Origin of the sequence: Pseudomonas sp. FDAARGOS_380 (assembly GCF_002591235.1) — a bacterium.
Taxonomy (GTDB): domain Bacteria; phylum Pseudomonadota; class Gammaproteobacteria; order Pseudomonadales; family Pseudomonadaceae; genus Aquipseudomonas; species Aquipseudomonas salmasensis.
Map to the genome: position 1 here is coordinate 2,085,460 of NZ_CP023969.1, position 24,001 is coordinate 2,109,460.

General features: G+C 60.9%; 22 protein-coding genes. 14 read left to right on the forward strand and 8 right to left on the reverse strand.

Going from position 1 to position 24,001, the window contains the following annotated elements; translation table 11 throughout:
* Window positions 1-118 precede the first annotated feature (118 nt).
* Window positions 119-793 carry a DNA repair protein RadC gene (radC, locus tag CRN80_RS09720; protein ID WP_032894537.1) on the forward strand — a complete coding sequence of 225 codons (675 nt, stop codon included), beginning with the start codon at window positions 119-121 and terminating at the stop codon, window positions 791-793.
* A 126-nt stretch (window positions 794-919) separates the two neighbouring features.
* On the opposite strand, the gene CRN80_RS09730 is transcribed toward radC, so the two are convergent.
* Window positions 920-2,512 carry an ABC transporter substrate-binding protein gene (locus CRN80_RS09730; protein ID WP_098950044.1) on the reverse strand — a complete coding sequence of 531 codons (1,593 nt, stop codon included), beginning with the start codon at window positions 2,510-2,512 and terminating at the stop codon, window positions 920-922.
* A gap of 457 nt (window positions 2,513-2,969) precedes the next feature.
* On the opposite strand from CRN80_RS09730, the gene rpmB reads away from it, so the two are divergent.
* Window positions 2,970-3,203 carry a 50S ribosomal protein L28 gene (rpmB, locus tag CRN80_RS09735; RefSeq protein WP_003176907.1) on the forward strand — a complete coding sequence of 78 codons (234 nt, stop codon included), beginning with the start codon at window positions 2,970-2,972 and terminating at the stop codon, window positions 3,201-3,203.
* Window positions 3,204-3,214: 11 nt separating this feature from the next.
* Window positions 3,215-3,370, forward strand: a complete 156-nt coding sequence (gene rpmG / locus CRN80_RS09740) for a 50S ribosomal protein L33 (RefSeq protein ID WP_003176906.1) — start codon at window positions 3,215-3,217, stop codon at window positions 3,368-3,370.
* Between the two features lie 149 nt (window positions 3,371-3,519).
* On the opposite strand, the gene CRN80_RS09745 is transcribed toward rpmG, so the two are convergent.
* Window positions 3,520-3,882, reverse strand: coding sequence for a cupin domain-containing protein (locus CRN80_RS09745; RefSeq protein ID WP_014720478.1), 363 nt, complete (start codon window positions 3,880-3,882; stop codon window positions 3,520-3,522).
* Window positions 3,883-4,112: 230 nt separating this feature from the next.
* On the opposite strand from CRN80_RS09745, the gene CRN80_RS09750 reads away from it, so the two are divergent.
* Entirely contained in the window at window positions 4,113-5,606 is a 1,494-nt protein-coding gene (locus CRN80_RS09750) for an aldehyde dehydrogenase (RefSeq protein WP_003195472.1), read from the forward strand.
* Between the two features lie 158 nt (window positions 5,607-5,764).
* Complete coding sequence (locus CRN80_RS09755; RefSeq protein ID WP_019819806.1) at window positions 5,765-6,907, forward strand: MFS transporter; 1,143 nt, start codon at window positions 5,765-5,767, stop codon at window positions 6,905-6,907.
* Window positions 6,908-7,032: 125 nt separating this feature from the next.
* Here CRN80_RS09755 and CRN80_RS09760 read toward each other — a convergent pair whose 3' ends face one another.
* Entirely contained in the window at window positions 7,033-8,601 is a 1,569-nt protein-coding gene (locus CRN80_RS09760) for a phospholipase D family protein (protein ID WP_098950045.1), read from the reverse strand.
* A 61-nt stretch (window positions 8,602-8,662) separates the two neighbouring features.
* Complete coding sequence (locus CRN80_RS09765; protein ID WP_098950046.1) at window positions 8,663-10,087, reverse strand: PLP-dependent aminotransferase family protein; 1,425 nt, start codon at window positions 10,085-10,087, stop codon at window positions 8,663-8,665.
* 166 nt (window positions 10,088-10,253) lie between these two features.
* Between CRN80_RS09765 and CRN80_RS09770 the strand changes: the two genes are divergently transcribed.
* Window positions 10,254-10,478, forward strand: a complete 225-nt coding sequence (locus CRN80_RS09770) for a DUF1127 domain-containing protein (protein ID WP_032894543.1) — start codon at window positions 10,254-10,256, stop codon at window positions 10,476-10,478.
* On the opposite strand, the gene CRN80_RS09775 is transcribed toward CRN80_RS09770, so the two are convergent.
* Window positions 10,479-11,771 carry an FAD-binding oxidoreductase gene (locus CRN80_RS09775; RefSeq protein ID WP_098950047.1) on the reverse strand — a complete coding sequence of 431 codons (1,293 nt, stop codon included), beginning with the start codon at window positions 11,769-11,771 and terminating at the stop codon, window positions 10,479-10,481.
* A gap of 114 nt (window positions 11,772-11,885) precedes the next feature.
* On the opposite strand from CRN80_RS09775, the gene CRN80_RS09780 reads away from it, so the two are divergent.
* On the forward strand, window positions 11,886-12,239 hold the full coding sequence (locus CRN80_RS09780) for a YkgJ family cysteine cluster protein (protein WP_003195461.1): 354 nt from the start codon (window positions 11,886-11,888) through the stop codon (window positions 12,237-12,239).
* A 132-nt stretch (window positions 12,240-12,371) separates the two neighbouring features.
* Here the strand turns inward: CRN80_RS09780 and CRN80_RS09785 are convergent, their stop codons facing one another.
* Window positions 12,372-12,860 (reverse strand): Lrp/AsnC ligand binding domain-containing protein, encoded by a 489-nt coding sequence (locus CRN80_RS09785; protein WP_003176896.1) that lies wholly within the window; start codon window positions 12,858-12,860, stop codon window positions 12,372-12,374.
* A 156-nt stretch (window positions 12,861-13,016) separates the two neighbouring features.
* Here CRN80_RS09785 and dadA point away from each other — a divergent pair, with 156 nt between their 5' ends.
* The 6 genes from dadA to CRN80_RS09815 all read left to right on the forward strand — a co-directional run bounded on the left by dadA (window position 13,017) and on the right by CRN80_RS09815 (window position 19,116).
* Window positions 13,017-14,318: a D-amino acid dehydrogenase gene (gene dadA / locus CRN80_RS09790; RefSeq protein WP_003195458.1), complete on the forward strand. Its 1,302-nt coding sequence runs from the start codon at window positions 13,017-13,019 to the stop codon at window positions 14,316-14,318.
* Window positions 14,290-14,643, forward strand: coding sequence for a RidA family protein (locus CRN80_RS09795; protein ID WP_032894546.1), 354 nt, complete (start codon window positions 14,290-14,292; stop codon window positions 14,641-14,643). Before dadA ends, CRN80_RS09795 begins: the two co-directional genes overlap by 29 nt.
* Before the next feature lie 77 nt (window positions 14,644-14,720).
* Window positions 14,721-15,794, forward strand: coding sequence for an alanine racemase (gene alr, locus CRN80_RS09800; RefSeq protein ID WP_098950048.1), 1,074 nt, complete (start codon window positions 14,721-14,723; stop codon window positions 15,792-15,794).
* A 116-nt stretch (window positions 15,795-15,910) separates the two neighbouring features.
* Window positions 15,911-16,459 carry a cupin domain-containing protein gene (locus tag CRN80_RS09805; protein WP_032894548.1) on the forward strand — a complete coding sequence of 183 codons (549 nt, stop codon included), beginning with the start codon at window positions 15,911-15,913 and terminating at the stop codon, window positions 16,457-16,459.
* 182 nt (window positions 16,460-16,641) lie between these two features.
* Complete coding sequence (locus tag CRN80_RS09810) at window positions 16,642-17,055, forward strand: cytochrome c5 family protein (protein WP_032894549.1); 414 nt, start codon at window positions 16,642-16,644, stop codon at window positions 17,053-17,055.
* A 138-nt stretch (window positions 17,056-17,193) separates the two neighbouring features.
* Window positions 17,194-19,116: an acetyl-CoA hydrolase/transferase C-terminal domain-containing protein gene (locus CRN80_RS09815; protein ID WP_098950049.1), complete on the forward strand. Its 1,923-nt coding sequence runs from the start codon at window positions 17,194-17,196 to the stop codon at window positions 19,114-19,116.
* A gap of 122 nt (window positions 19,117-19,238) precedes the next feature.
* Here CRN80_RS09815 and CRN80_RS09820 read toward each other — a convergent pair whose 3' ends face one another.
* Window positions 19,239-19,811, reverse strand: coding sequence for a xanthine phosphoribosyltransferase (locus CRN80_RS09820; RefSeq protein ID WP_003195447.1), 573 nt, complete (start codon window positions 19,809-19,811; stop codon window positions 19,239-19,241).
* Between the two features lie 58 nt (window positions 19,812-19,869).
* Window positions 19,870-21,879 carry a DNA helicase Rep gene (rep, locus tag CRN80_RS09825; RefSeq protein ID WP_003195444.1) on the reverse strand — a complete coding sequence of 670 codons (2,010 nt, stop codon included), beginning with the start codon at window positions 21,877-21,879 and terminating at the stop codon, window positions 19,870-19,872.
* A 266-nt stretch (window positions 21,880-22,145) separates the two neighbouring features.
* Between rep and CRN80_RS09830 the strand changes: the two genes are divergently transcribed.
* Entirely contained in the window at window positions 22,146-23,810 is a 1,665-nt protein-coding gene (locus tag CRN80_RS09830; protein WP_032894551.1) for a bifunctional diguanylate cyclase/phosphodiesterase, read from the forward strand.
* Window positions 23,811-24,001: the final 191 nt, after the last annotated feature.

Here is a 24,001-nt window from a genome sequence, read left to right on the forward strand (position 1 = left end):
TGCCAGTTCAGTGACGCCTGCGATGACCCCTCCCCAGGTGAAATCGCCGGCAAAAAAGAGGGCCCTACGATAACACAGCGCCCGCCGGGCAACAGCGGAGCAGATACAGGGAGGTGGGATGAGTATTCGTGATTGGCCCGTGGCGGAGCGTCCGCGGGAGAAGTTATTGGACGGTGGCGCGGCGAGCCTGTCCGATGCCGAGCTGTTGGCGATCTTCCTGCGTACGGGAGTTGCCGGCCGAAGTGCGGTCGACTTGGCGCGCCATCTGTTGGCGCAATTCGGTGGCCTGCGCCCGTTACTGGAGGCCAGCCAGACGCTGTTCAGCCAGCATCTGGGGCTGGGCCCGGCGAAGTTCGCTCAACTGCAGGCGGTGCTGGAAATGTCCCGACGCCACCTGGCCGAGCGCTTGCGAGCTGACTCGGTGCTGGAGAGCCCGTTGGCCGTGCGCGAGTACCTCAAGGCGCTGCTGCGCCATGAGCCCCATGAGATCTTCGGCTGCCTGTTCCTGGATTCCAGGCATCGGGTGCTGGGGTTCGAGGTTATGTCCCAGGGCACCATCGACGCTGCGATTGTCTATCCGCGGCAAGTGGTCAAGCGCGCCTTGGCGTACAACGCGGCGGCGTTGATCCTGTGCCACAACCACCCGTCGGGGAGTGCGGAGCCCAGCGCGGCTGATCGAAAATTGACCAAGTTGCTGCAAAAGGCGCTGGATGTGGTGGATGTGCGGGTGCTGGACCACATCATCGTGGGCGATGGTGATCCGTTGTCGATGGCTGAATACGGTTGGCTGTAATAACCCCGCCTCTGTCTGTAGGCGCGAGCTTGCTCGCGAAAAACCTGAGGACCCCGCGGGGCTTCAGGCTTGCCGCGTCATCGTTGGCGATTTTCGCGAGCAAGCTCGCTCCTACAGGTGGGGGGCTTAGGGCTTGAGGCTGACCTTCGAGTAGTCCTGGCGGCCGAACGGGCTTACCTGGTACCCATCGATGTTCTTGCGGGTCAAGGCAAATGCCGTCGGGTGCGCCAGTGGCAGCCACAGTGCCTGCTGCTGAATCTGCGCCTGGGCCTGTTGATACAGCTTGCTGCGCACACCTTGCTCGCTGGTGGTTTTGCCGGCACTGATCAACTTATCCAGGGTGGCGTCGCAATAGCGGGCGAAGTTGGTGCCGGACTTTACAGCGGCGCAGGAGAACTGTGGCGTCAGGAAGTTATCCGGGTCGCCGTTGTCGCCGGCCCAGCCCATGAACAGCAAGTCGTGCTCGCCGGCCTTGGCGCGGCGGATCAACTCGCCCCATTCGATCACGCGAATCTCGGCCTGGATGCCAACCTTGGCCAGGTCGGCCTGCAACAGTTGGGCGCCGAGGTTCGGGTTGGGGTTGAGCAGGCTGCCGGTAGGGCGGGTCCATATCGTGGTTTTGAAGCCGTCCTTGAGCCCGGCGCGGCCCAGCAGCGCCTTGGCTTTGGCGAGGTCCTGCGGGTAGCCTGGCAACTCTTTGGCATAGCTCCAAGTGTTCGGCGGGTAGACACCATTGGCCGCTTCGGCGGTGCCTTCGAACACGGCCTTGAGGTAGCTGCCCTTATCAAAGGCCAGGTTGATTGCCTGGCGTACTTCGGGCTTGTCCAGCGGCGGGTGCTGGCTGTTGATGGCGACGAATGCGGTCATGAAGGCGGCGGTTTTTTCCACCTTCAGCGCCGGGTCTTTTTCGGCCTCGCTCACATCCAGGGGCTTGGGTGACAGGGCGATCTGGCATTCATCGCGGTGCAGCTTCTGCAGGCGTACGTTGGCGTCCGGGGTGATGGCGAAAATCAGGTTATCCACCGCCGGTTTGCCGGCGAAGTAGTCCGGGTTGGCCTTGTAACGCACCACGGCGTCTTTCTGGAAACGCACGAACACAAACGGGCCGGTACCGATGGGCTGGCTGTTGAACTTCTCGGGTGTGCCGGCCTTGAGCAATTTGTCGGCATATTCGGCCGGGTAGATCGAGGCAAAGCCCATGCTCAGCGCCGGCAGGAAGGTGGAGTCGGCGTGGTCGAGGGTAAAGCGCACGGTCAGCGGGTCAAGGGCGTCGATTTTCTTGACCAGTGTGGGCAATTGCAGGGATTGGGCGTGAGGAAAGCCGCTCTGGGCGATCTTGTGCCACGGGTTGGCCGGGTCGAGCATGCGCTCGAAGCTGAAGCGTACGTCTTCGGCGGTCAAGGTGCGGCTTGGGCTGAAATAGCTGGTGCGATGGAATTTCACATCGGGGTGCAGCTTGAAGGTGTACGTGAGCCCATCGGGCGATACTTCCCAGCTGTCTGCAAGGCTGGGTACCAACTTGCCACTGGCCGCGTCGAATTCCACCAGGCGGTTCATCAGCACGTCGGCCGAGGCGTTGGTGGTGGTCAGCGAATTGTACTGCACCACATCGAACCCTTCGGGGCTGGCCTCGGTGCAAACGCTCAAATTGGTGGCCGCAACGGCCACTGGCGCAATAAAGAGAGGGGCAAGCAATAGGGGTAGGGCAGCGAGGCGCATATTCGGTTTCCTGTGCAGATCGAAGGCCCATCTGCGAGTGCAGTCTGGAAAAAGCCTACCGTAGAGGTCTGATTGATAAATGACTAGCCCATTTTTGCCTGTGCTTTTGGCCAAAATGCTGTTTTGATGGCGCCTGCGCGTGTTGCGCCGTGCACTTCCCTGTGACCGCAGGCGTGGTAAATCATTCTGTGCGACGAGCGGTCGGCTGTTACAGGGGCCCCTCCTGGCAGCGGTTCAGGCACGTCTGGCCGAGATTTACGTTGCTAAAAGTACACAGGTTGTTGTTGCACTGGGGTCTTTCTGGTATAAAGCAGCGCTCTTTTCTAGGGGCCCGGTTCCTTCACTGTAGGTGTAGCCGGTAAGACCCTAAAGAAACGCGGCGCCTGGCGCCAAATGACTGAGAGATTAAGCGGCCAACCCATGCCGGGTTGGGCATGTGGTTTTAGAGGGCTGAGGCATGTCGAGAGTCTGTCAAGTTACCGGTAAGGGTCCGGTGACTGGGAATAACATTTCCCACGCAAATAACAAAACCCGTCGTCGTTTCCTGCCGAACCTGCAGCATCACCGCTTCTGGGTTGAAGAAGAGAAACGTTTTGTTCGCCTGCGTGTATCTGCTAAAGGCATGCGTATTATCGACAAGCGTGGCATCACTGTCGTGCTGGCCGAAATCCGTGCCGCTGGCAAGATCTAAGGAGCTCTATCATGCGTGAATTGATTCGAATGATCTCTAGCGCCGGTACTGGTCACTTCTACACTACCGACAAGAACAAGCGTACTACCCCGGACAAGCTCGAAAAGAAAATGTTCGACCCGCGCGTTCGCAAGCACGTGATCTACAAAGAAGGCAAAATCAAGTAATTGATTTTCTTCCTTGTGAAAAAAAGCCCGTATCTCACGATGCGGGCTTTTTTTTGCCTGATCGTTCCCACGCTCTGCTGATCGTTCCCACGCTCTGCGTGGGAATGCCCTCGCGGACGCTCAGCGTCCCGCTGTCGATCAATCAATGATCAGGCTTTCTCTTCAAACACCACATAGATCTTGCGGCACGCTTCCAGCACTTCCCAGGTACCGCTGAAACCGGCAGGGATCACAAAGCGGTCGCCGGCCCGCAGGGTCTTGGCATTCCCCTCTGCATCGCGCAACACCGACACGCCTTGCACGATCTCGCAGTACTCATGCTCGGTGTAGTTGACCTTCCACTGGCCCACTTCACCTTCCCAGACGCCAGCGTTCATCTGGCCGCATGGGCTGTTGTAGTGGTTGTAGAGTGTCTGCTCGGGATCGCCCTTGAGGATTTTCTCGGCGGCAGGGCGGTAACGTTCGGGGGCGGTGTTGGCTTGGCTGAAATCGACGATGTCCTGGATGCTCATGTGCATTTCCCGTCTGGCCTGCGGTTGGAGAGCCCAAAGTCTATGTTTATTAAAATGAACATCGCAAGGGCGTTTGCCACCGTTATGTCAAATATATTGAAACATCCCCAGCCGCTGGTTTAGGGTGGCAGCTGCCTTGAGCCGAACCGCAGGCTGGTCGGGCAAGCATTCGTGATGGCGCCGGGATAAACCTCCCAGGCCCTTGTATTCAATAAGAGGAGGACACTCGCATGACCACCCTGACCCGTGCCGACTGGGAACAACGCGCCAAGGCTCTGAAGATCGAAGGCCGCGCCTATATCAATGGCGAATACACCGCCGCCGTTTCCGGCGATACCTTCGAATGCATCAGCCCGGTGGATGGGCGCTTGCTGGCCACTGTCGCCAGCTGTGATGCCAGCGACGCCCAGCGCGCCGTAGAAAATGCGCGTGCCACTTTCAATTCCGGCGTGTGGTCGCGCCTGGCGCCGGCCAAGCGCAAGTCCGTCATGATCCGTTTCGCCGCGCTGCTCAAGGCTAACGCCGAAGAGCTGGCGCTGCTCGAAACCCTGGACATGGGCAAGCCCATCAGCGATTCCCTGAACATCGACGTCCCCGGCGCGGCGCAAGCCCTGAGCTGGAGCGGCGAGGCGATCGACAAGATCTACGACGAAGTCGCCGCCACGCCTCACGATCAATTGGGCCTGGTGACCCGCGAGCCCGTCGGCGTCGTGGGCGCCATCGTGCCGTGGAACTTCCCGCTGATGATGGCCTGCTGGAAACTCGGCCCGGCGCTGTCCACCGGTAACTCTGTCATCCTGAAGCCGTCCGAAAAATCCCCGCTGACTGCCATCCGCATTGCCGCGCTGGCCGTAGAGGCCGGTATTCCAAAAGGCGTGTTCAACGTGCTGCCTGGCTATGGCCACACCGTGGGTAACGCCCTGGCGGTGCATATGGACGTCGACACCCTGGTGTTCACAGGCTCCACCAAGATCGCCAAGCAACTGTTGATCCGCTCCGGCGAGTCGAACATGAAGCGTGTTTGGCTGGAAGCCGGTGGCAAGAGCCCGAACATCGTGTTTGCCGATGCGCCGAACCTGCAAGCGGCCGCCGAATCCGCCGCCAGCGCCATTGCCTTCAACCAGGGCGAAGTCTGCACCGCCGGCTCGCGTCTGCTGGTCGAGCGTTCGATCAAGGACACCTTCCTGCCGCTGGTGATCGAGGCCCTCAAGGGCTGGAAGCCCGGCAACCCGCTGGACCCAGCCACCACTGTGGGGGCCTTGGTGGATACGCAGCAAATGAACACCGTGCTGTCGTACATTGAAGCCGGCCATGCCGATGGCGCCAAGCTGGTCGCAGGTGGCAAGCGCACCCTGGAAGAGTCCGGCGGCACCTACGTCGAGCCGACGATTTTCGACGGCGTGACCAATGCCATGAAGATCGCCCAGGAAGAGATCTTTGGCCCAGTCCTGTCGGTGATTACTTTCGACAGCGCCGAAGAAGCCATCGCCATTGCCAACGACACCCAATACGGCCTGGCCGCAGCGGTGTGGACGGCGGATATCTCCAAGGCGCACCTGACGGCCAAGGCTCTGCGTGCCGGTAGCGTGTGGGTTAACCAGTACGACGGCGGTGACATGACCGCACCGTTCGGTGGTTTCAAGCAGTCGGGTAATGGCCGCGACAAGTCGCTGCATGCGTTCGACAAGTACACCGAACTGAAAGCGACCTGGATCAAGCTCTAAGCAACACCGCTGATCCCCTGTAGGAGCGAGCTTGCTCGCGAAGAACCTGAAGGCGCCGCGTTTATCCAGCATGAACGCGTCATCGTTAACGTTTTTCGCGAGCAAGCTCGCTCCTACAGTTCGTTTTGCAAACCAGAATTATCCACAGGAGCGTGGCAATGCGTTGGGCGACTTATTTCGCCGTGCTGGCCTCGGTACTCAGCGTTGGCTTGGCCCTGGGTGTCAGCATGCCGTTGGTATCCCTGCGTCTTGAAGGCTGGGGTTATGGTAGTTTCGCCATTGGCGTGATGGCGGCGATGCCGGCGTTCGGCGTGTTGCTGGGGGCCAAGGTCTCCAGCCGCATGGCGTCCTGGCTCGGCACTGCCAACCTGATGCGCCTGTGCCTGTGGGCCGGTGCGGTGTCCATCGGCTTACTGGCGATCCTGCCCAGCTACCCGGTGTGGCTGGTGCTCAGGCTGATGATCGGGGTGATCCTGACCATCGTATTCATCCTTGGCGAAAGCTGGATCAACCAACTGGTGGTCGAACAGTGGCGTGGCCGTCTGGTGGCGCTGTATGGCTGCAGCTACGCCTTGAGCCAGCTCTCGGGGCCGTTGCTGCTGGGCCTGATTGGCACCGACCATGACTACGGCTTCTGGGTCGGCGCGGGCCTTTTGGTGGTGGCGCCGCTGCTGTTGCTAGGGCGTACCGGGGCGCCGACAGCGGATTCGTTCAGCGTGACGTTTGGCGACCTGTGGCGCTTTTGCCTGGGCCTGCCAGCGATTGCCTGGGCCGTGGCGTTGTTTGCTGCTTTCGAAGCGATGATCCTGACGCTGTTGCCGGTGTACTGCTTGCAACAGGGCTTTACCGCCGAGATCGCCTTGGCGATGGTCAGCACGGTGGTGGTGGGTGATGCGTTGCTGCAATTGCCCATTGGCGCGCTGGCCGACTACCTGCCGCGCCGGACCTTGTTCCTGGCCTGTGCGCTGCTGTTGCTGGCGTCGAGCCTGGCGGTGCCGTTATTGATGCACACGTTGCTGATCTGGCCGGTGTGGGTACTGTTCGGCGCGAGTGCCGGTGGGTTGTTTACCTTGTCGCTGATTTTGATTGGCGAGCGCTACCGCGACGATGCGTTGGTGCGTGCCAACGCTCATGTGGCGCAGCTGTGGGGCATTGGCTGCCTGATCGGGCCGCTGGTGGCGGGAGCGGGCAGCCAGTGGATCAGTGGGCATGCGCTGCCGCTGCTGATGGCGGCGGGGGCGTTAGGGTTGGTGGTGCTATTGCTGCGCCAAGGGGCATTCGGCGCTACACAGCCGGCCTGACCTTGAAATGCAACCCATTGTAGGAGCGAGCTTGCTCGCGAAAAACCGGAGGACGCCGCGTTAAACCAGATGCGCTGCGTTATCGTTGACGTTTTTCGCGAGCAAGCTCGCTCCTACAGGGTTTTTTAGAGCATGCGTTCCAGGCCAATACTGGTGGCGAACCAGGCATTGAACCGCCGCCACCAACTGCCCGGTTCGCGGGTCAGGGTGTGCATCTGGCCGTTGTCTTCTGTCACCCACACCAACTGGCCGTCCTGCAGTTTGGCCTCATAGCTCAACGCTGGCGCCATACCTTCCAGAGCCAAGTTGCGTACGTGCTCGGCCAGCTCGGGGCTGTCCACCAGTACGCCGACTTCGGTATTCCACAGCACTGAGCGCGGGTCGAAATTGAACGAGCCGATAAACGACTTTTCTCGATCAAAAATCATCGCCTTGCTGTGCAGGCTGGAGTCCGAGCCGCGCCAGCTGCCATGCCGAAACAGGCGCGGGCCGCTGCTTGCGCTGGGGTCGCCGGGTTGCCTGCGCAGTTCATAGAGCTTCACTCCGTGCTCCAGCAACGCCTTGCGATACGGTGCGTAACCACCATGCACGGCCGGCACGTCGGTGGCTTCGAGGGCGTTGGTCAGCAGGCGCACCGAAACACCCGCATCGGCGCGCCCTGTGAGGTAGACCAGCCCAGGTTGGCCCGGCACGAAGTAAGCCGAAATCATGATCAGCTCATGGCTGACCCCCGCGAGCTCTGGCGCCAGCTGAGTGGTCAGCAGCAGTCGCGGGTCGGGGTCGGCCTTGGCCAGTACCTTGCTCGGTGCGTCCCACAGCGCCTGGTTCCAGGCCCAGATCAACTCGCGGCGCCAGATGTCCATGCGGGGTTGGGTCTGGTACGTGCGCAGGCGGTTATACAGCGCGTGGTTCTGCTGACGGGATTGGGCGAGGGAGGCCTCAAGGCGCCCGCGGGCGACGGCGAGGTCGACCTTGGAGGGTTTGTTCGAGACAAAGTCATCGATCGGCTTGCTCAGGGCGCTGTTCCAGTACTGGTCGAAGCTGTGACCCAATTGCTCGGCCACCGGCCCCACGCTGAGCATGTCGATGTCGGTGAAATTCAGGTTCGGTTCGGCGTCGAAATACTCGTCGCCCAGGTTGCGCCCGCCCACGATGGCCACGCTGTTATCGGCCAGCCACAGTTTGTTATGCATGCGCCGGTGTTGCAGTGACAGGTTGAATACCCGGCCCATGGCGCGTGTAACGCCGGTGCTGCGCCCTAGGTGCAGCGGGTTGAACAGGCGTATCTGCACCTTGGGGTGGGCGGCAAGGGTGGCGATGATCTGGTCGAGGCCATCGCTGGTGGTGTCGTCCAACAGAATGCGCACGCGCACCCCGCGGTCGGCGGCTTTGAGCAGTTCGTCCACGAGCATGCGTGTGCTGATGCCGTCGTGCACGATGTAGTACTGCAAGTCGAGGCTGGTCTGGGCGTTGCGGATCAACTCGGCGCGGGCCATGAAGGCCTCACTGCTGTTGGGCAGCAAGCGAAAGCCCGAGCGCCCTTGGTAGGGGGCGGCCTGGGCCTGGATCGAGCGACCGAACGAGGAGTCCTGCGCGGGCAGGGCATCGCTGGGGATGCGCGGGGTGTCGACCGTGGCGCAGCCGCCCAGGGCCAGGATGCCCAGCAGGCAAAACGGTAAAAGCCGTCGAATCATCAAGGAAACTGCTTCCAGGTCAGGGCGGTTGTGGCATATGACGGCAATTGCGTGGGAAAGGTCAGTCCGCCGTCTCTTCCAGCATCTTGCCAGCGGCTGCCCCCACCTTGCGCACGGCCTCTTCAATCTGCGCCGTTGGCTTGGCAGCGTAGTTCATGCGCAAGCAATTACGGTATTTGCCGGAGGCAGAAAAAATACTGCCTACCGCCACCTGTACGCCTTGTTCCACCAGCACGCGGTTGAGCTTCAAGGTGTCGAACCCTTCAGGCAGTTCGATCCACAGCATGAAGCTGCCCTGGGGCCGGCTGGCGCGCGTGCCAGCGGGGAAATAACGGCTGACCCAATCAAGCATCAAGTCGCGATTACGCTGGTATTGGGCGCGCATCCTGCGTAAATGCGGCTCGAAATGCCCGCCTTTGAGGAATTCGGCAATCGCAATCTGCGGCTGCGTGGCCGTAGAACCGGTGCTGATGTATTTCATGTGCAGCACCCGTTCCAGGTAGCGTCCCGGTGCGACCCAACCAATGCGCAGGCCGGGCGCCAGGGTTTTGGAGAAGGAGCTGCACAGCAGCACACGGCCGTCTTCATCGAAGGATTTAATGGTGCGCGGGCGTGGGTAGCTGTAGGCCAGTTCGCCATACACATCGTCTTCGATAATCGCCACGTCAAAGCGCTGTGCCAGGGTCAGCAAGGCGCGTTTGCGCGCTTCAGGCATGATGTATCCCAAGGGGTTGTTGCAGTTTGGGGTGAGCTGGATGACTTTGATCGGCCACTGTTCCAGCGCCAGTTCCAGGGCCTCCAGGCTGATGCCGGTGAGCGGGTCGGTGGGGATTTCCAGGGCTTTCATGCCCAGGCCCTTGAGGGTCTGCATGGCGCCGTGGAAGCTGGGGGAATCCACCGCGACGATATCGCCGGGCTCACAAATCGCGTGAATGCTGGCGGAGAGGGCTTCGTGGCAACCGGTGGTGATCACGATGTCTTCGGCGCTCAGTTGGCAGCCGGAGTCCAATGACAGCCGGGCGATTTGCTCACGCAGTTCCATACAGCCGAGGATGTTGTCGTAATACAGCCCCGGCAGGTCTTGGCGGCGGCTGACACGGGCGAGGCTACGCAGCAGCGGCTTCAAGGTGGGCGACAGTACATCTGGCATGCCGCGGCCCATCTGTATGACGTCTTTGCGCGGCACCGCACGAATCAGTTCCAGCACCAGGTCCCACTGGGAAATTTCCACTGGCCGTTGGGCCGGGCGACCTATCTCGGGCAGCGCCGGCAGTTCACGGCCCACCGGCACAAAATAGCCCGACTTGGGCTTGGGCGTCGCCAGGCCGTTGTCTTCGAGCAACCGATACGCTTGCTGCACGGTGCTCAGGCTCACCCCATGTTCCACACTCAAGGCCCGCACTGAAGGCAGCCGATCGCCCGGCCGATAGAAGCCCTGTTCGATGCGGGTGCCGAGCAATTCGGCGAGGTTGACGTAAAGGGTCATGCTGCTCACTCCCGAGGGACCAGTACAGATAGAGGCAAAATACAGGATTCAGCCACGCAGAGGGAGTATCTGTATGGGTTTAATAAAAGTTGGCTGAATCTGTCATGGTTCTGGCCGCCCGCGCATGCTGGTCACTCAAGGCAACAGGCCAATGAGGGGCAGTCAAATGAGCGGCATGAGCGATGTACGGCTGGCGTTACGCAGTCAGGAACTGGAAGCGGGGCAGGAGCAGGTGATCACTGCCCCGGCGCCTGGCCGCTGGAGTCTGTTCTGGCGCCGTCGTCATACGCGCAAGGCCCTGCTGGACCTGAGCCGCGAGCAGTTACGCGACATCGGGCTGACCGCCGAACAGGCGCGCCGTGAGGGCTTGAAACCCTTCTGGCGCGATTGATCAGAGCAGTTCTTTGAGGCGGTGCCAGAGCATTCCCAGGGCCAGCAGCGGCGAACGCAGGTGTTTGCCACCGGGGAAAGTGATGTGTGGCACTTGGGCGAACAGATCGAAGCGCCCCTGTTGCTGGCCGCTGATGGCCTCGGCCAACAGCTTGCCCGCCAGGTGCGTGGCGTTGAGGCCATGGCCGGCATAGGCCTGGGCGTAATACACGTTGGGTTGATCGGGCAGGCGGCCAATCTGCGGCAGGCGGTTGGCGCCGATGCCGATCATGCCGCCCCATTGGAAGTCGATTTTCACGTCAGCCAATTGGGGGAATACCTGCAGCATCTTCGGCCGCATGTAGGCGCCGATATCCTTGGGGTCTCGACCGGAGTAGTGGCAGGCGCCGCCGAACAACAGGCGACGGTCGGCGGACAGGCGGAAGTAATCCACCGTCACGCGCTGGTCACACACCGCCATGTTCTGCGGCAACAGGCTGGTGGCCTGCGCTTGGCTCAAGGGCTCGGTGGCAATGATGTAGCTGCCGGCGGGCAGCACCTTGCCGCTCAGTTGCGGGTTGAGACCGTTCAGGTAAGCGTTGCAGGCCAGTACCAGGGTCTTGGCGCGCACAGTGCCTTGGGCGGTATGCACCTTGACCTCAGGCCCATAGTCGATGCGGGTCACTTGGGATTGCTCGTACAGCGCCACGCCCAACTGCTGGGCGACGGCAGCCTCACCCAGTGCCAGGTTCAGCGGGTGCAGGTGGCCGGAACCCATGTCGATCATGCCGCCTACATAGCGATCGGAGCCGATGACCGTGCCCATCTCGCTGGCTTGCAACAGGCGCACTTCGTGGCGGTAACCCAGGCTGCGAAGCTCTTCGGCATCTTCGGCCAAGCCTTTCAGGTCGCGGGGTTTGTTGGCCAGGTCGCAGTAGCCCCAGGTCAGGTCACAGGGGATCTGGAAGCGCTCTACACGTTCGCGCACGATCTCCACGGCTTCCAGGCCCATCAGCTTCATCTGGCGCACACCGTCGCTGCCGATCACCTGGGTGAACTGATCCAGCCCGTGGCCGACACCGCGAATCAACTGGCCGCCATTGCGCCCGCTGGCGCCCCAGCCGATCTTGCGCGCCTCCAGCAACACCACGCGAAAGCCGCGCTCGGCCAATTCCAGGGCGGTGTTGAGCCCGGAGAACCCCCCGCCGATCACACAGACATCGGCGTTCACCTCACCCGTCAGCGTCGGGTAATCCGGTTGCGGCACGCTGCTGGCAGCGTAGTAGGAAGCGGTGTGCCGGGCGCTGGCGGTCATGGGAACCTCCCTGTCTGGAAAATTTGACGCAGGATACAGTGGTCGCACGACGCTGTCTGCGCGGGGCGTTTTGCGTCAGAATCCACGTCTATTCGCCGTTCGGTATGGGTTTCGATGAGTTGCAACAGTCAGAAAATCAGCGCGCTGCGTCGCCAGATTCCTTCGTTCGAGTGCGTCCCGGGTTGCCACGACTGCTGTGGGCCGGTGACCACCTCGCCCGAGGAAATGTCGCGCCTGCCGCGCAAGACCGCCGCCGAGCAAGAGGCGGCGATGGACGAGCTGAACTGCGTGCACCTGGGGCCCAAGGGTTGCACGGTGTACGACGAGCGGCCACTGATCTGTCGCCTGTTCGGCACCACCAAGACCTTGCCGTGCCCCAATGGCCGCCGGCCGGTGGAGTTGATTCATCCGCGGGTGGAGAAGCAGATTCATGAGTACATGGCGAGCACCCGGCAGGTGCTGGTCTAGCGGATGTACTCGGTTAAAACTGTGGGAGCTGGCTTGCCTGCGATAGCGGTGGGTCAGCTAGCACCTATGCCTCTGAACCGACGCTATCGCAGGCAAGCCAGCTCCCACATTTGACCGTGTTGTGTCAGTGGGTCAGTCAGGGATCGGTAGGTTCAGGCTCTCTTTCACCTCTTCCATCACGATATAGCTCTTGGATTCGCGCACATGGGGGAGTTTGAGCAGGATATCGCCCAGCAATTTGCGGTACGACGCCATCTCGGAAATGCGCGCTTTCACCAGGTAGTCGAAATCCCCCGACACCAGGTGGCACTCCAGCACATGGGGTAGTTTCAGCACCGCGCGACGAAATTCTTCAAAGGTGTCACCCGACTTGTAATCCAGGCTGATCTCGACAAATACCAGCAAACTTCCCTTCAAATGCTGGGGATTGAGCCGTGCGTTGTAGCCCATGATGATCCCTTCGCGCTCCAGGCGCCGCACGCGTTCGGTACAGGGCGTGGTGGACAGCCCGACCTTTTCCCCCAGCTCCGTGAACGAGATGCGCCCGTCGGTTTGCAGGATGCGCAGGATATTGCGGTCGATCTTGTCCAGCTCCCGCTTGGTCTGGGTGTTGGTACGCATAGGGGATACGCCTCTGTCAAAAGGGTTTTTGCCAAGAATTGTCGCCAAATATAGGCATTTATATAGTGAAATGCACTGCCGATTGTTTTTTACACTGCGCCCATCATTGCTCGAATAACACACGTCAGCGGCCAAGCCCGCGATGAGGATATAAAAATGCGCGTTCTGGTCTTGGGTAGCGGCGTCATTGGGGTGACCAGTGCCTACTATTTGGCGCGGGCCGGCTTCGACGTTGTGGTGGTTGATCGTCAGCCTGCCGCTGCCATGGAAACCAGTTTCGCCAACGCCGGCCAGGTGTCCCCTGGCTACGCCTCGCCATGGGCCGCGCCGGGTGTGCCGCTCAAGGCCATCAAATGGCTGCTTCAGCGCCACGCGCCGCTGGCGATCAAGGCCACCGCCGATATCGATCAATACTTGTGGATGGCGCAGATGCTGCGCAACTGCACGGCCAGCCGCTATGCGGTGAACAAGGAGCGCATGGTGCGCCTGTCCGAGTACAGCCGCGACTGCCTCGACGAGCTGCGCGCCGAGACCGGCATTGCCTACGAAGGCCGCAGCCTCGGGACCACCCAATTGTTCCGCACTCAGGCCCAGCTCGACGGCGCCGCCAAGGACATCGCCGTGCTGAAAGAGTCCGGCGTGCCGTTCGAATTGCTCGACCGCGCCGGCATTGCCCGGGTTGAACCGGCCCTGGCCAGCGTCACCGATATCCTCGCTGGTGCCCTGCGCCTGCCCAACGACCAGACGGGCGATTGCCAGATGTTCACCACCCGTCTGGTCGACATGTGCAAACAGTTGGGCGTGGAATTTCGCTTCGAACAAGACATCCAGCGCCTGGACTACGCAGGCGACCGCATCAACGGTGTGCTGATCGACGGCAAGCTGGAAACCGCCGATCGCTATGTCCTGGCCCTCGGCAGTTACTCGCCCAAGCTGCTCAAGCCACTCGGGATCAAGGCACCGGTGTACCCGCTCAAGGGTTATTCGCTGACTGTGCCGATCACCAACCCGGCAATGGCGCCGACCTCGACCATTCTCGATGAGACCTACAAAGTCGCGATCACCCGTTTCGACAACCGCATTCGCGTCGGTGGCATGGCTGAAATAGCCGGTTTTGACCTGTCGCTGAACCCGCGGCGACGCGAAACCCTGGAGATGATCGTCAACGACCTTTATCCTCAGGGCGGCGATCTGGCCCAAGCCAGTTTCTGGACCGGCCTGCGCCCGACCACCCCAGACGGCACACCGATTGTGGGTGCCACGCCGTTCAAGAACCTGTTCCTGAACACAGGCCACGGTACCCTCGGTTGGACCATGGCCTGTGGTTCCGGTCGCTTGCTGGCCGACCTGATGGCGAAAAAAACGCCGCAGATCAGCGCCGCAGGCCTCGATATTTCCCGTTATGGCAACCACCAGGAGTCCGCACAACATGTCAATCCAGCGCCAGCTCACCAATGAGCGCATGAGCCAGATCGTTGTCCACAGCGGTACCGTGTACCTGGCAGGGCAAGTCGGCGACGATATGAGCGCCGGGATTGAACAACAGACCCGTGAAACCCTGGCCAATATCGAGCGTTTGCTGGACCTTGCCGGTACTGACAAGACCAAGTTGCTGTCGGTGACGATCTATTTGAAGGATATCGACGCCGACTTCGCCCTGATGAACGCGGTATGGGACAAATGGCTGCCCAAAGGCGTCGCCCCGGCCCGCGCTACCGTGCAAGCCAAGCTGTGCGAACCCGAGATTCTGGTAGAGCTGTCTGTCGTGGCTGCGCTGCCTTAACAACGATCCCTCTCCCGGTGCCGAGGTTGTTGGTCGGCACCGGTTTTTTTTACTTTGCTGCCTAGAAGCCTGCCGCCATGCGTCCAGCCCGTGCCCTGATCGACCTCCAAGCCCTGCGCCATAACTACCAATTGGCCCGAGAAGTCACCGGGGCCAAGGCCCTTGCCGTGATCAAGGCCGATGCCTACGGCCATGGTGCGGTGCCCGTGGCCCAGGCGCTGGAAGCCGAAGCTGACGGGTTTGCCGTGGCGTGCATCGAGGAAGCGCTGGAACTGCGCGCCGCCGGCATTCGTGCGCCGGTGTTGTTGCTGGAAGGTTTTTTCGAAGCTGACGAGTTGCCGCTGATCATCGAGCAGGATTTTTGGTGCGTGGTGCATTCGTTGTGGCAGTTGGAGGCCATCGAACAGGCGCGCCTGAGCAAACCGCTCACAGTGTGGCTGAAGCTGGACTCGGGCATGCACCGTGTGGGCCTGCACCCCAAGGATTACCAGGAGGCCTATCAGCGCCTGCTGGCCAGCGGCAAAGTGGCGAAAATTGTGTTGATGAGCCATTTTGCCCGCGCCGATGAGCTCGATTGCGTCAGCAGCAACGAACAAGTAACGGTCTTCGAGGCGGCGCGCCAAGGGCTGGCCGCTGAGGTCAGCCTGCGTAACTCGCCGTCTGTATTGGGCTGGCCAAGCGTGTCCAGCGACTGGGTGCGCCCCGGTATCATGCTGTACGGCGCAACGCCCTTTGGCGAAGACCAGGCCCTTGCTGCACGCTTGCAGCCGGTGATGACGCTGGAGTCCAAAGTGATCTGCGTGCGCGAATTGCCAGCCGGTGAGCCGGTGGGCTACGGCGCCAGGTTCGTTACGCCCAAGCCGATGCGCGTCGGTGTGGTTGCCATGGGCTATGCCGACGGTTACCCGCGCCATGCGCCCACCGGCACACCGGTGCTGGTGGCTGGCCAGCGTAGCCGGTTGCTGGGGCGCGTGTCCATGGACATGCTGTGTGTCGACCTCACCGACTTGCCCCAAGCGGGCCTTGGTTCCACTGTGGAACTGTGGGGCAAGCACATCCTCGCCAGTGACGTTGCCGTCGCCGCCGAGACCATCCCCTATCAGATTTTTTGCAACCTGCGCCGAGTGCCAAGGCTCTATTGCGGCGCTTAGCCGCCGGCAACGAACCGAGCAGGCCGGGATTTAGGCCCAAGTGTTGTAAATACTGAACGCTGTCGCCATGATAACGCTCAATTACAACAAAGCCTGAATCCTAGGAGGCTCCTGCATTGGACGTCGGCGAACGACTGCAATCCATCCGTAAACTCAAAGGTCTTTCCCAGCGTGAGCTCGCCAAGCGTGCGGGTGTCACCAACAGCACCATTTCGATGATCGAGAAAAACAGCGTCAGCCCCTCGATCAGCTCCCTGCGCAAGGTGCTGGGCGGTATCCCCATGTCCATGGTCGAGTTCTTCTCCGAGGAAGTCCTCCAGGAAATACCGACGCAGATCGTCTATAAAGCCAATGAGCTGATCGACATCTCTGACGGTGCCGTCACCATGAAACTGGTGGGCCGGGCGCGCCCGAGCCGGGCCATCGCGTTTCTCACCGAGATCTACCCGCCAGGTGCCGACACGGGCGAAGAAATGCTCACCCATGAAGGCGAGGAAACCGGGATTCTGGTGGAAGGTCGCCTGGAGTTGGTGGTCGGCCTTGAAACTTTTGTGCTCGAGGCGGGCGATAGCTACTACTTTGAAAGTACCAGGCCCCATCGTTTTCGCAATCCGTTCGACGTGCCAGCGCGACTAATCAGCGCAGCCACACCCGCGAACTTTTAAGAATAGAGGCGCCCTGCCAGCGTTGCAGAGGTTCCCGCAGCTGTACACCGTGAGGCCGAATCTCCCTTTATTTAATAGGGTTGTTTCGGCCGGGCGGGCTAACCGTTATACTTTCGCCGCCTGCGAAACCGTGGCCGCAGGCGTGAATAGCCACCATTGAGGGTGAACGCGTGAACCTAATTATGAAAATGCTGGCTGCACCAGCAACCGTACTGGCCCTATGGGCTGTCAGCGCTCAAGCTGCGACCAATGATGACATTGCCAAGCGCCTGGAGCCTGTGGGCCAGGTTTGCGTCCAGGGCCAGGAATGCAAGGGCATGGAAGTCGTCGCGACTGCGGGCGGCAGCGGCGGTGCGAAAACGCCGGACGATATCATCGCCAAGCACTGTAACGCTTGCCACGGCAGCGGCCTTTTGGGTGCGCCGAAAATTGGCGACACCGCCGCATGGAAAGAACGCGCCGACCATCAAGGTGGCCTCGATGGCATCCTGGCCAAGGCCATCACCGGTATCAACGCCATGCCGCCCAAAGGCACCTGCGCTGACTGCTCGGACGACGACCTCAAGGGTGCGATCAAGAAGATGTCCGGGCTCTAATCGGCCGATCTTCGCCAAAAATGCCGCTTACGAGCGGCTTTTTTGTGCCCGTAATTTAGGTATTGAGGCTGTTCATTGCAGCAAAGACCCGGCAAGCTCGGTCCAACTCCAATTCATGGAATGTTCGGGAGCAGTCGGATGGTGCAGTTGTGTTCAATCGAGCAAGCAGTTGACGACGTACTGGCGCGGTTGCCGGCGCATATCCACATGGGCATGCCGCTGGGGCTGGGCAAGCCCAATTTGTTCGTCAACGCGCTGTACCGGCGCATCGCCAAGTTGCCGGAGCGGGCGCTGACTATCTACACCGCGTTGAGCCTGGGTCGCCCGACGATGGGGGATGGCTTGCAGAAACGCTTTCTCGAACCCTTTATCGAACGGGTGTTTGGCGACTACCCCGAACTGGACTTTCTCGCCGACCTGCACAAGGGCAGCCTGCCGAAGAATATCCGTGTGCAGCAATTCTTCATGCAGCCGGGCAGCCTGCTCCACAGCGCCGCGGCGCAGCAGGATTATGTCAGCAGCAACTACAGCCATGCCGCCCGCGACATCAACGCCGCCGGCCTGAACCTGGTGGCGCAGTTGGTTGCCAGTAGCAGCGAGCATCCCGACCGTCTGAGCCTGAGCTGCAACCCGGATATCACCCTCGACCTGATGCCCATGATCGCCAAGCGCCGCGCGGCCGGGGAGACCATCCTGGTCGTTGGCCAGGTCCATAGCGATTTGCCCTACATGCCCGGCGATGCCGAACTTGGCATGGATGAGTTCGACTACCTGCTGGATGAAAAGGACAGCACCACGTTGTTTTCCACCCCGAACATGCCGGTGGGCTTTCAGGACCATTTTATCGGCCTGCATGCCAGCACCCTGGTGCGTGATGGCGGTACGTTGCAGATCGGTATCGGTTCCATGGGCGATGCGCTGACGGCTGCCTTGCTGGCGCGCCAGGCCGACAACGAAGCCTATCGCCTGTTGCTCACCGACTTGGATGTGTACCAGTGGGCGCCGTTGATCAGCCGCGAAGGCGGTGTCGAGCCGTTTGCCCGTGGCCTTTACGGTTGCAGCGAGATGTTCGTCAACGGCCTGCTGGTATTGGCCGATGCCGGGATTGTGCGGCGCAAGGTCTACCCGGATGTGGCGACCCAGACGCAGGCCAACGCGGGCACCCTGGACGACGCCGCGCAACCCGACGGCGTGGCGATCCATGGTGGTTTCTTCCTGGGGCCACGCAGCTTTTACCAGCGCTTGCAGGAAATGCCCCACGCCAAGCGCCAGGCATTCAACATGACCCGCATCAGCTACATCAACGAGCTGTACGGGCAGGAAGAACTCAAGCGCCTGCAGCGCCTGGATGCGCGGTTTATCAACAGCGCGATCATGGTCACCTTGCTCGGCGCTGGCGTGGCCGATCAGTTGGAAGACGGTCGCGTGCTCAGTGGCGTGGGCGGGCAATACAATTTCGTGGCCCAGGGGCATGCGCTGGAAGGCGCTCGCTCAATCCTGATTTTGCGCAGCTGGCGCGAGTCGGCGGGGGAGGTCAGTTCCAATATCGTCTGGGAGTACGGCCACTGCACCATTCCCCGGCACCTGCGGGATATTGTCATTACCGAATACGGCATTGCCGACTTGCGCGGTCAGACGGATGCCAAGGTGATCGAAGCGCTGCTGAACATCACTGATTCCAGGTTCCAGCACGACTTGATTGAACAGGCGCAAAAGGCCGGCAAATTGCCCAAGGATTTCCAGCTGGATCCGCGTTTTGCCGACAACACGCCAGAGCGGCTTCAGGCGATTCAGGCCAGGCATCGTCGCCTGTTCCCGGAATACCCCTTGGGCAGCGACTTCACGGATGAGGAACGGGATTTGTTGCGGGCGCTGAACTGGCTCAAGAGCAAATTCAAGCTCACGGAGATTCTGGAGTTGGGCAAGGCGGCACTCGACGCGCCGGAGCCGGAGGCATTTCCCAAGCATTTGCAGCGCATGCACCTGGATAAGCCGGAGGGCATCAAGGAGGACCTGTATCAACGCTTGCTGCTTGCCGGCCTGCAGGCCACCGCCCACTGATAGGCCAACGCAAAACCCAATGTGGGAGCTGGCTTGCCTGCGATGAGGGTCTTTCAGTCGACACCTCTGTCGCCTGATACACCGCTATCGCAGGCAAGCCAGCTCCCACATTTAGTTAGTGATTACTCGATAAAGGTCACGACACCACCGGCCAGCGACTTCACCCGCGCCAGCGACTCAACCCGATAACCCTGAGCATCCAGTTCCGCACGCCCACCCTGGAACGACTTCTCGATCACAATGCCCAGGCCGGCTACGGTCGCGCCAGCCTGCTTGATGATCGAGATCAGCGCCTGGGATGCCTTGCCGTTGGCCAAAAAGTCATCGATCACCAGCACGCGGTCGCTGCTGGTCAGGTGGCGCGGGGAGATCGCCACGGTGCTTTCGGTTTTCTTGGTGAAGGAATACACCGTGGCCGACAGCAGGTTTTCCGTGAGGGTCAAGGATTGCTGCTTGCGGGCGAAGATCACCGGCACGCCCAGGTTCAGCCCGGTCATGATGGCCGGGGCAATGCCCGAGGCTTCGATGGTGACGATCTTGGTGATGCCCGAATCCTTGAACAGTGCGGCGAACTCGTCGCCGATCAGTTTCATCAGCGCCGGGTCGATCTGGTGGTTCAAAAAGGCGTCAACCTTGAGGACCTGATCGGAAAGCACGATGCCTTCTTCGCGAATTTTCTTGTGCAGTGCTTCCACGGAAAGCTTCCTCTAATGGCGCGTTGTGCGCCGAAAGTAGATTAAAAAGTAGTCGATTCTAGCGCTTTAGCATCGCGCGTATATCCGCCAAGGCGGTGTTGCCGCGAACGGCCTTCACCTCGGTGGGGGTGTCGTCATTGCCTTCCCAGGCCAGGTCGTCCGGCGGCAGTTCATCCAGAAACCGGCTGGGGGCACAATCGATGATTTCACCGTATTGCTTGCGCTTGGCGGCAAAGGTGAAGGCCAGGGTCTGACGTGCGCGGGTAATGCCCACGTAGGCCAGGCGGCGTTCTTCCTCGATGGTGTCGGCTTCGATGCTGGAGCGGTGCGGGAGGATTTCCTCTTCCATGCCCATGATGAACACGTAGGGAAATTCCAGGCCCTTGGACGCATGCAAGGTCATCATCTGCACGCCTTCGGCGCCGTCTTCCTCTTCTTGCTGACGCTCGAGCATGTCGCGCAACACCAGCTTGCCGATGGCGTCCTCGACGGTCATTTCGCCGTCTTCGTCTTTTTCCAGGGTGTTCTTCAGCGCTTCGATCAGGAACCAGACGTTGCCCATGCGGTAATCCGCGGCCTTGTCGCTGGAGCTGTTGGTGCGCAGCCAGTTTTCATAGTCGATGTCCATGACCATGCTGCGCAGGGCGCTGATCGGGTCTTCGCCGGCGCACTGCTCGCGCACCTTATCCATGAAGCGCTTGAAGCGTGACAGGCGATCGGTGAAGCGCGTGTCCAGGTGTTCGCCCAGGCCGATTTCGTCGGTGGCGGCGTACATCGAGATCTTGCGTTCGGTGGCGTAGTTGCCGAGCTTTTCCAGGGTCGTCGAGCCGATTTCCCGGCGTGGCACGTTGATCACGCGCAGGAAGGCGTTGTCGTCGTCCGGGTTCACGATCAGCCGGAAGTAGGCCATCAGGTCTTTGACTTCCTGGCGTCCGAAAAAGCTGTTGCCGCCCGACAGGCGATACGGCACCTGGTGGTGCTGCAGTTTCAGCTCGATCAGCTTGGCCTGGTAGTTGCCGCGATACAGGATCGCAAAGTCGCTGTAGGGCCGGTCGGTGCGCAAGTGCAGGCTGAGGATTTCCACGGCCACGCGCTCGGCTTCGGCGTCTTCGTTGCGGCAGCGGATCACACGGATCTCGTCGCCATGGCCCATCTCGCTCCACAGTTGTTTTTCAAACTCGTGGGGGTTGTTGGAGATCAGCACGTTGGCGCAGCGCAGGATACGGCTGGTGGAGCGGTAATTCTGCTCCAGCATCACCACTTTCAAGGAGGGGTAGTCTTCCTTGAGCAGCATCAGGTTTTCCGGGCGGGCGCCGCGCCAGGCGTAGATCGACTGGTCGTCGTCGCCCACCACGGTGAACTGGTTGCGCGTGCCGATCAGCAACTTCACCAGCAGGTATTGGCTGGCGTTGGTGTCCTGGTATTCGTCCACCAGCAGGTAGCGTACCTTGTTTTGCCACTTTTCCAGGATGTCCTTGTGTTCCTGGAACAGCTTGACCGGCAGCAGGATCAGGTCGTCGAAGTCCACCGCGTTGAACGCCTTGAGCGTGCGCTGGTAGTGGGTGTAGACGATGGCGGCGGTCTGTTCCTTGGGGTTGCGCGCGGCTTCCAGGGCTTCGGCGGGCAGGATCAGGTCGTTTTTCCAGGCGCCGATCATGTTCTTGATCTCGTCGACGCCGTCGTCGCCCGCGTATTCCTTCTGCATGATGTCGGTCATCAAGGCCTTGACGTCGGTCTCGTCGAAGATCGAGAAGCCCGGCTTGTAGCCCAGCCGCACATGCTCCTTGCGGATTATATTCAGGCCCAGGTTGTGGAAGGTACACACGGTGAGGCCACGGCCTTCGCCACCCTTGAGCAGGGTGCCGACGCGCTCTTTCATTTCTCGCGCCGCCTTGTTGGTAAAGGTCATGGCGACGATGTACTGGGCGCGGATGCCGCAGTTCTGGATCAAGTGCGCGATCTTGCGGGTGATCACGCTGGTCTTGCCGGAGCCTGCACCGGCGAGCACCAATAGAGGGCCGCCGACGTAGTTCACGGCTTCTTGCTGCCGGGGATTGAGTCGGGACATACGGAATTTTAGGGGTCGTTGTTCAAAAGGGCGGGCATTTTAACAGGCTGGAAAGATTCTGCTGCCATAGAACGACGGTGTGACGTACCACTCGATCTAAATTTGCCGGTTTTGCTACTTTGCCGCAGGATGTGGAGGAATATCCGAGACGATTATTTACAGTCTGCGCATTTGATAACAACTATCATTTGTCATCCTTTGTCATTGTCAGGCCGCACGTCATAATGGCACCGCTAATGAAATTTTGCAGAGTCTAGGGAGTTAGCGTGTCTACGCCTGTCGAACCCTTGCGTTTGCTGCTGCTGGCCGATGAGCCCGAGTGGGCAGCGTTGTTGCGCGAGTGCCTGGCGCCGATGGGCGAAGGGGCTGTGCTGATCAGTGCGCCCAACTGGGACTCGGTGAGCCGCCTGTTCGATGACGACCAGGGTGCTGTGTTATTGACCACGCCCAGCCTGCAGCCCGGCCCCGGCCGGTGCAGCCTGCCGTGTGTATTACTGCTGGAGCAGGAGCCACTGGTGTCGCCGCTGGGTGTCAGCGATTGGTTGGTGCTGGAGGCATTGGACGCCGACACATTGCGCCGCTGCCTGCGCCATGTGCGCGAGCGCGGCGTGCTGGAGAACACCTTGCAGCGCCTGGCCGAGCAGGACCCGCTCACCGGTATCGCCAACCGCCAGGGCTTCCAGACCTTGCTGGCCGCGCGCTTGGCAGAAAACGACGGCCGCGGCCTGGCCCTCGGTCACCTGGACCTGGACAATTTTCGTCACGCCAACGATGCCCTCGGCCATCAGGCGGGCGACCGGTTGATCCTGCAAGTGGTGTCGCGGCTCAAGAGCCAGCTCGAAGCCGGGGACCAACTGGCGCGCCTGGGCAGCGATGAGTTTGCCTTGCTGATTGATACCCGCCGGGCGCCCCAGCGCGCCGAATGGATGGCCGAGCGCATCACTGAAGTGATGGCCGAACCCTATTGGGTAGATGGCGAAAGCCTGTTGATCGGTTGCAGCCTGGGCATGGCCCATGCCCGAGCCCGTGCGGGCGCCGACCCGTTGATGTGGCACGCCCATATCGCCATGCAGCAGGCCAAAAGCACCCAGGGCTGCACCTTTCATATCTTCAATGAACGCATCAACCGCAACGCCCGCAGCCTGGCCGACTTGGAAAGCGAGCTGCGCCGGGCCTTGCGCCGCGATGAGTTGGAGCTGCATTACCAGCCGCGCCTGGACCTGGACGACGGCCATATCGTTGGCCTCGAAGCCCTGGTGCGCTGGCGCCACGGCGAGCGGGGCCTGTTGCCGCCCAGCGAATTCGTGCCGCTGGCCGAACAGAGTGGCCTGATCGTGCCATTGGGTTACTGGGTGATCTCCCGCGCCCTGCGCGACATGCAAGACCTGCGTGAACGCGGCCTACCGCCGCTGCACATGGCGGTCAACCTGTCGTTTCGCCAGTTTCAGGACAGCCAGTTGCTGTCCACCCTCAGCCGCCTGATTGCCGAGCGCGGCGTGGAAGCGCAATGGCTGGAGTTCGAACTGACCGAAACCGCCGTGATGCGCCGCAGCGACCTGGTCAAACAGACCATGGATGCCCTTGGAAGGCTGGGTGTGCGGTTTTCCCTGGATGACTTCGGCACCGGTTTCTCGTCGTTTGTGCACCTCAACAGCCTGCCGATTGCCTTGTTGAAGATCGACAAGAGTTTTGTCGGCGGCATGGAAGAGCGCGAAGAAAACCGCAAGCTGGTGCACGCCATGATCAACCTGGCCCACAACCTCAACCTGGAAGTGGTGGCCGAAGGCGTGGAAACCCCCGAGCAGCTTGAGCTTTTGCGCTTGTTTGGGTGCGACCAGGTCCAGGGTTACCTGATCAGCAAGCCGTTGCCCTTGCCAGAACTGGTGGAATACCTGCTGTTCGGGCAAAGCCAGCAGGCGCTGTTGGGTTAAGCCTTTAAAGTGGTCCAAATGTGGGAGCTGGCTTGCCTGCGATAGCGGCCTGCCAGCCGACGCCTATCTACCTGACACCCCACAATCAAACTGTGGGAGCGCGAAGGCGGCCTGATAGGCGACACAGCTATACCGAATACATATCCATTCCTGCGGTAACGGCCACTTAGGGTTCCGCCCTGACGGCGGCT

What these genes read in the sequence shown, in the direction of transcription:
- radC (WP_032894537.1), top strand. Translation starts at nt 119, where the DNA reads ATGAGTATTCGTGATTGGCCCGTGGCGGAGCGTCCGCGGGAGAAGTTA.
- CRN80_RS09730 (WP_098950044.1), bottom strand. Translation starts at nt 2,512, where the DNA reads ATGCGCCTCGCTGCCCTACCCCTATTGCTTGCCCCTCTCTTTATTGCG.
- rpmB (WP_003176907.1), top strand. Translation starts at nt 2,970, where the DNA reads ATGTCGAGAGTCTGTCAAGTTACCGGTAAGGGTCCGGTGACTGGGAAT.
- rpmG (WP_003176906.1), top strand. Translation starts at nt 3,215, where the DNA reads ATGCGTGAATTGATTCGAATGATCTCTAGCGCCGGTACTGGTCACTTC.
- CRN80_RS09745 (WP_014720478.1), bottom strand. Translation starts at nt 3,882, where the DNA reads ATGAGCATCCAGGACATCGTCGATTTCAGCCAAGCCAACACCGCCCCC.
- CRN80_RS09750 (WP_003195472.1), top strand. Translation starts at nt 4,113, where the DNA reads ATGACCACCCTGACCCGTGCCGACTGGGAACAACGCGCCAAGGCTCTG.
- CRN80_RS09755 (WP_019819806.1), top strand. Translation starts at nt 5,765, where the DNA reads ATGCGTTGGGCGACTTATTTCGCCGTGCTGGCCTCGGTACTCAGCGTT.
- CRN80_RS09760 (WP_098950045.1), bottom strand. Translation starts at nt 8,601, where the DNA reads ATGATTCGACGGCTTTTACCGTTTTGCCTGCTGGGCATCCTGGCCCTG.
- CRN80_RS09765 (WP_098950046.1), bottom strand. Translation starts at nt 10,087, where the DNA reads ATGACCCTTTACGTCAACCTCGCCGAATTGCTCGGCACCCGCATCGAA.
- CRN80_RS09770 (WP_032894543.1), top strand. Translation starts at nt 10,254, where the DNA reads ATGAGCGGCATGAGCGATGTACGGCTGGCGTTACGCAGTCAGGAACTG.
- CRN80_RS09775 (WP_098950047.1), bottom strand. Translation starts at nt 11,771, where the DNA reads ATGACCGCCAGCGCCCGGCACACCGCTTCCTACTACGCTGCCAGCAGC.
- CRN80_RS09780 (WP_003195461.1), top strand. Translation starts at nt 11,886, where the DNA reads ATGAGTTGCAACAGTCAGAAAATCAGCGCGCTGCGTCGCCAGATTCCT.
- CRN80_RS09785 (WP_003176896.1), bottom strand. Translation starts at nt 12,860, where the DNA reads ATGCGTACCAACACCCAGACCAAGCGGGAGCTGGACAAGATCGACCGC.
- dadA (WP_003195458.1), top strand. Translation starts at nt 13,017, where the DNA reads ATGCGCGTTCTGGTCTTGGGTAGCGGCGTCATTGGGGTGACCAGTGCC.
- CRN80_RS09795 (WP_032894546.1), top strand. Translation starts at nt 14,290, where the DNA reads ATGTCAATCCAGCGCCAGCTCACCAATGAGCGCATGAGCCAGATCGTT.
- alr (WP_098950048.1), top strand. Translation starts at nt 14,721, where the DNA reads ATGCGTCCAGCCCGTGCCCTGATCGACCTCCAAGCCCTGCGCCATAAC.
- CRN80_RS09810 (WP_032894549.1), top strand. Translation starts at nt 16,642, where the DNA reads ATGAAAATGCTGGCTGCACCAGCAACCGTACTGGCCCTATGGGCTGTC.
- CRN80_RS09815 (WP_098950049.1), top strand. Translation starts at nt 17,194, where the DNA reads ATGGTGCAGTTGTGTTCAATCGAGCAAGCAGTTGACGACGTACTGGCG.
- rep (WP_003195444.1), bottom strand. Translation starts at nt 21,879, where the DNA reads ATGTCCCGACTCAATCCCCGGCAGCAAGAAGCCGTGAACTACGTCGGC.